Raw genomic sequence first — 3,451 nt, 5'->3', positions numbered from 1 at the left:
GGCGACAGTGAAGCGAGACCACCACTACGACAGCCACGAACACATCTCGGCGACTTCATGGCTGCCGACACCTTTTCCCGCAGACTCAAAACGCGCAGCAGCCTCACGCCCTACGAAAACATCTGCAAAATCTGGACTTCACAGCCAGATCAATTCATCATCGACCCGATCCACCAGATGCCGGGACTGAACACCTACGGTATCAAAATGAGAGAGATATAGGGGAACGCCAGCAACACAGTGAGGCGGACTAAATCTGCTACCCAGAACGGCAATACGCCACGAAAAATCGTACGGATTGAGATATCTGGGACTACTGATTTCAGGACAAACACATTCAAACCGATAGGCGGCGAAATCAGGCTGATCTCAGTTACGACAACGACAACGATGCCAAACCAGATCGCGACCATTTCAGGGTCCGACAGGATGCCCGTCCCGAAATCAAGTGACATTACCAGTGGGAAAAAGATCGGCACCGTGAGCAGGATCATCGAAAGGCTTTCAAGCACCGCACCTAGCACCAGATACATCAAGATGATGAAGAACATTACGGTCCAGGGACCAACATCCATTGCGGTGACCCATGACAGGATCGCGTCAGGCAAGCCTGCAAAGCTAATGAAGTTCGAAAAGATCTCGGCTCCGATGACCAGAGCAAAAATCATCGCCGTCGTTTTGATCGTGTCTTCGCCTGCTGCGTATAGCTTTGCGAATGTCATACCGCCCATCGCCACAGCGATGACCAGTGACGTCAGCGCGCCGATTGCTGCGGCCTCCGACGCGGTGAAAAAGCCGCCGTAGATGCCAACCATGATCACAACAAAAAGCCCCAACACCGACATAACGCCCCAGAAATCGCGGTTGGTCATCGGATGCTGCTCAGTTTCTTGCGGCGCGAGTTCCGGCTTCAACCGGACCACCACGGCCACCGCCAACAGGTAAAAGCTAACGCCAACCAAGCCAGGTAATACGCCTGCGATGAAAAGTTTGCCGATGTCTGCCTCGGTGATTAGGCCATAGATTATCAGGATAACGGACGGGGGTATTAAGATACCCAATGTGCCACCAGCCGCGATTGAACCACTTGCTAGCGTGTCATCATATCCAACGCGGCGCATAGAGGGCAACGCAACCTTTGACATGGTCGCAGCCGTCGCCAATGATGATCCGCAAACCGCGCTAAAGCCGCCACAGGCTACGATTGTTGCCATCGATAGCCCACCCTTGAGCCGATAAAGGGCGCGGTGCGCTGTGGAAAATAGCGCACCGGATACGCCCGACACCGTTAGCAGGTTTCCCATCAACACAAACAACGGAATAACCGCCAATGTGAAAGAAAGAACCGTGTCAAAAGATGTGTTGCCCAACAGGGTAAAACTGGCTTTCCAACTGCGGAGCAGTGCAAAGCCGACGGTGCCGACGATAATCATTGAGATTGCAATCGGCACACGAACAAGCACCATCGCAAACAGGGCGACAAAGCCTAGCAGAGCTTCCAACATAATGTGTAGTTCCTATTTTTGGTGCTTTTGAAATAGCGCGGCGATCACGCTGATGCCGGCACCAACGGCCACGATATAGGCGGCATATGCGACAGGTATTTCGAGCGAGTTTGTGACCTGCCCATAGGACTTCAACTTGCCTGCGTGATGCCACACCTCCCAAGAGATATAGCCAAATGTGACAGCGCAAACCAATCGCACACAGTTATCTAAGGATTGCCGTACAACAGAGTTTTTCGGCAACGGCAGCAGTTCTACCGCGATATGGCTACCGGTGAATGTGGCGACGGGCATTGCCAGATAAACGAGCGTCGCCAATGCGATTTGGACCAGTTCAAATGCCCCGGGTAATGGGCTGTTGAATACGTAACGCGCGACAACATCCACACTAGTGAGCATCATCATGCTAAACAGGATGATGACAGCGCAAAACGTGAGCGCATTCTGGACGCCCAACCAGACGGACACCCCCCGGCTGGTCATTGTTTTTGGATTAGACACTTGCAAGGTTACTGCCCTGTTGCGCTACGCATAGCGGCAAGTGCGGCGGCACCGTCAAAACCAGTGGCTTCAACTTCGGCCACCCAATCTGCTTCGTAACCATCCGCAAGGTCTTTGATCGCATCAACAACAGCCGCCGGCGCGTCATAAATGACGACGTCAGTTGTTTCGACAAAGGCTGCCCCTTCGGTATCAGCCAGATCCCAGCGTTCACCCGCCAAACGCGCGAACGTTTCGCCAGATACGGCTTCGATTGCGGCCTTGTCTTCGTCCGAAATGCCATCCCAAACGTCTTCATTCATGACGAGGAACCAGCTCGTATTGTAGATACCGCCGGGAATACGCATGGAATGCGTGATATGATCCGTTAGGTTAAACGCCTTAAGCGCCTCAATCGGGAACGTCACACCGTCGATAACGCCTGTGGACAGTTTTTCGTAAACGTCGCCCGGGCTCATAAACTGCGTGATGATACCCAAATCAGCGGCAAGGTCCGCGATATACCCGCCGGGTGTGCGCACCTTTAGACCAGCGAGATCATCGATCGCTTCGATCTGACGTTGGTTATTGTGGAAATAGCCGGGGCCGTGCACGAACAAACCCAACAGCTTGGTTCCCGCATGTTCCGACTGCGCATCTAGATCACCTGCATAGGTGTTCCAATATGCCACTGATGTCTCTTCCGCTGTATCGCCGATAAAAGAGAATTCGCCGAGACGTGATCGCAAGAAACGGTCATCTTGTGTGAACGAATGCAGCCCGTAAGTAATGTCAGCAACACCATCAGCGGCGAGGTCATAATGCGCTGGCGGTGGCCCAAGCGCCTTGGCCAGCATACGCACGGTGACGCGCCCTTGGGTTACTTCAGCAACCGAATCGGCCCACGGCTGCATGATGCCTTCAACAATAGGATGTTGTGGTGGCAACCATGATGACATGACCAGCTCTTCGGCCTGTGCGACGCCCACGATTGCGAGGCTACTTGCGATAGCGATACCGCTTACGAATGACTTTGTCGCCTTCAAAAATGACACGGCGCGTTCCTCCCATATTGATTCTTAGGTCCTCCCGACCTCCCACTCACAATCGTATCATTTGCAACTAAGTCAATTAAAAGTTTCAGTTGTTACTAAATGGGGGGTCGAGTCCGGCTGGGAGCGGAATAGTATCATAAGGAACTATTGCGGTGTTGATTCATGATTTCGAGCACGGTGTATCTTGTTGATACCGAGATCACGTGCAATCCAGCGATATGATCAACCTTCTGTCGCGACCTGAATAACCTTCGGTGCGAGTTTGTCTGATTTTGGTCGCTGCCCTTTTTGGCGACCTAATTTTTCCCCGTACGCGGGCGGCGGGGAGCCCAGATTTGACGCGCTCACTGAGTAAGTCGCGCTCAAATTAGGCAATCCCAGCCACAATGGTTGCCATCATCCGACCATTAC

Annotated in this window: 3 protein-coding genes and 1 pseudogene; 1 reads left to right on the top strand and 3 read right to left on the bottom strand. The window is 52.9% G+C overall.

Annotation, left to right across the window (positions count from 1 at the left end):
- A pseudogene (locus tag KMP13_RS07795) lies at nucleotides 1-222 on the top strand (hypothetical protein); the annotation flags it as partial.
- On the opposite strand, the gene KMP13_RS07790 reads toward KMP13_RS07795, so the two are convergent.
- Genes KMP13_RS07790 through KMP13_RS07780 form a run of 3 tightly spaced genes read right to left on the bottom strand, consistent with a single transcriptional unit; the run spans nucleotide 195 to nucleotide 3,040 of the window.
- Nucleotides 195-1,505, bottom strand: coding sequence for a TRAP transporter large permease (locus tag KMP13_RS07790; RefSeq protein WP_215265283.1), 1,311 nt, complete (start codon nucleotides 1,503-1,505; stop codon nucleotides 195-197). The pseudogene KMP13_RS07795 and the gene KMP13_RS07790 overlap by 28 nt on opposite strands.
- A 12-nt stretch (nucleotides 1,506-1,517) precedes the next feature.
- A complete protein-coding gene (locus tag KMP13_RS07785) occupies nucleotides 1,518-1,961 on the bottom strand; it encodes a TRAP transporter small permease (protein WP_215265282.1) in 444 nt (147 codons plus the stop codon).
- A 53-nt stretch (nucleotides 1,962-2,014) separates the two neighbouring features.
- Complete coding sequence (locus KMP13_RS07780) at nucleotides 2,015-3,040, bottom strand: TRAP transporter substrate-binding protein (protein WP_353055692.1); 1,026 nt, start codon at nucleotides 3,038-3,040, stop codon at nucleotides 2,015-2,017.
- Nucleotides 3,041-3,451: the final 411 nt, after the last annotated feature.

Source organism: Epibacterium ulvae (assembly GCF_018678075.1).
Lineage (GTDB): Bacteria > Pseudomonadota > Alphaproteobacteria > Rhodobacterales > Rhodobacteraceae > Epibacterium > Epibacterium ulvae_A.
Note: the sequence above shows the minus strand (reverse complement) of the source record. Positions and strands in the feature narration are given on the sequence as shown.

Bases quoted from the DNA above. Each gene is read 5' to 3' on its own strand.
- KMP13_RS07790 (WP_215265283.1), bottom strand. From the start codon at position 1,505: ATGTTGGAAGCTCTGCTAGGCTTTGTCGCCCTGTTTGCGATGGTGCTT.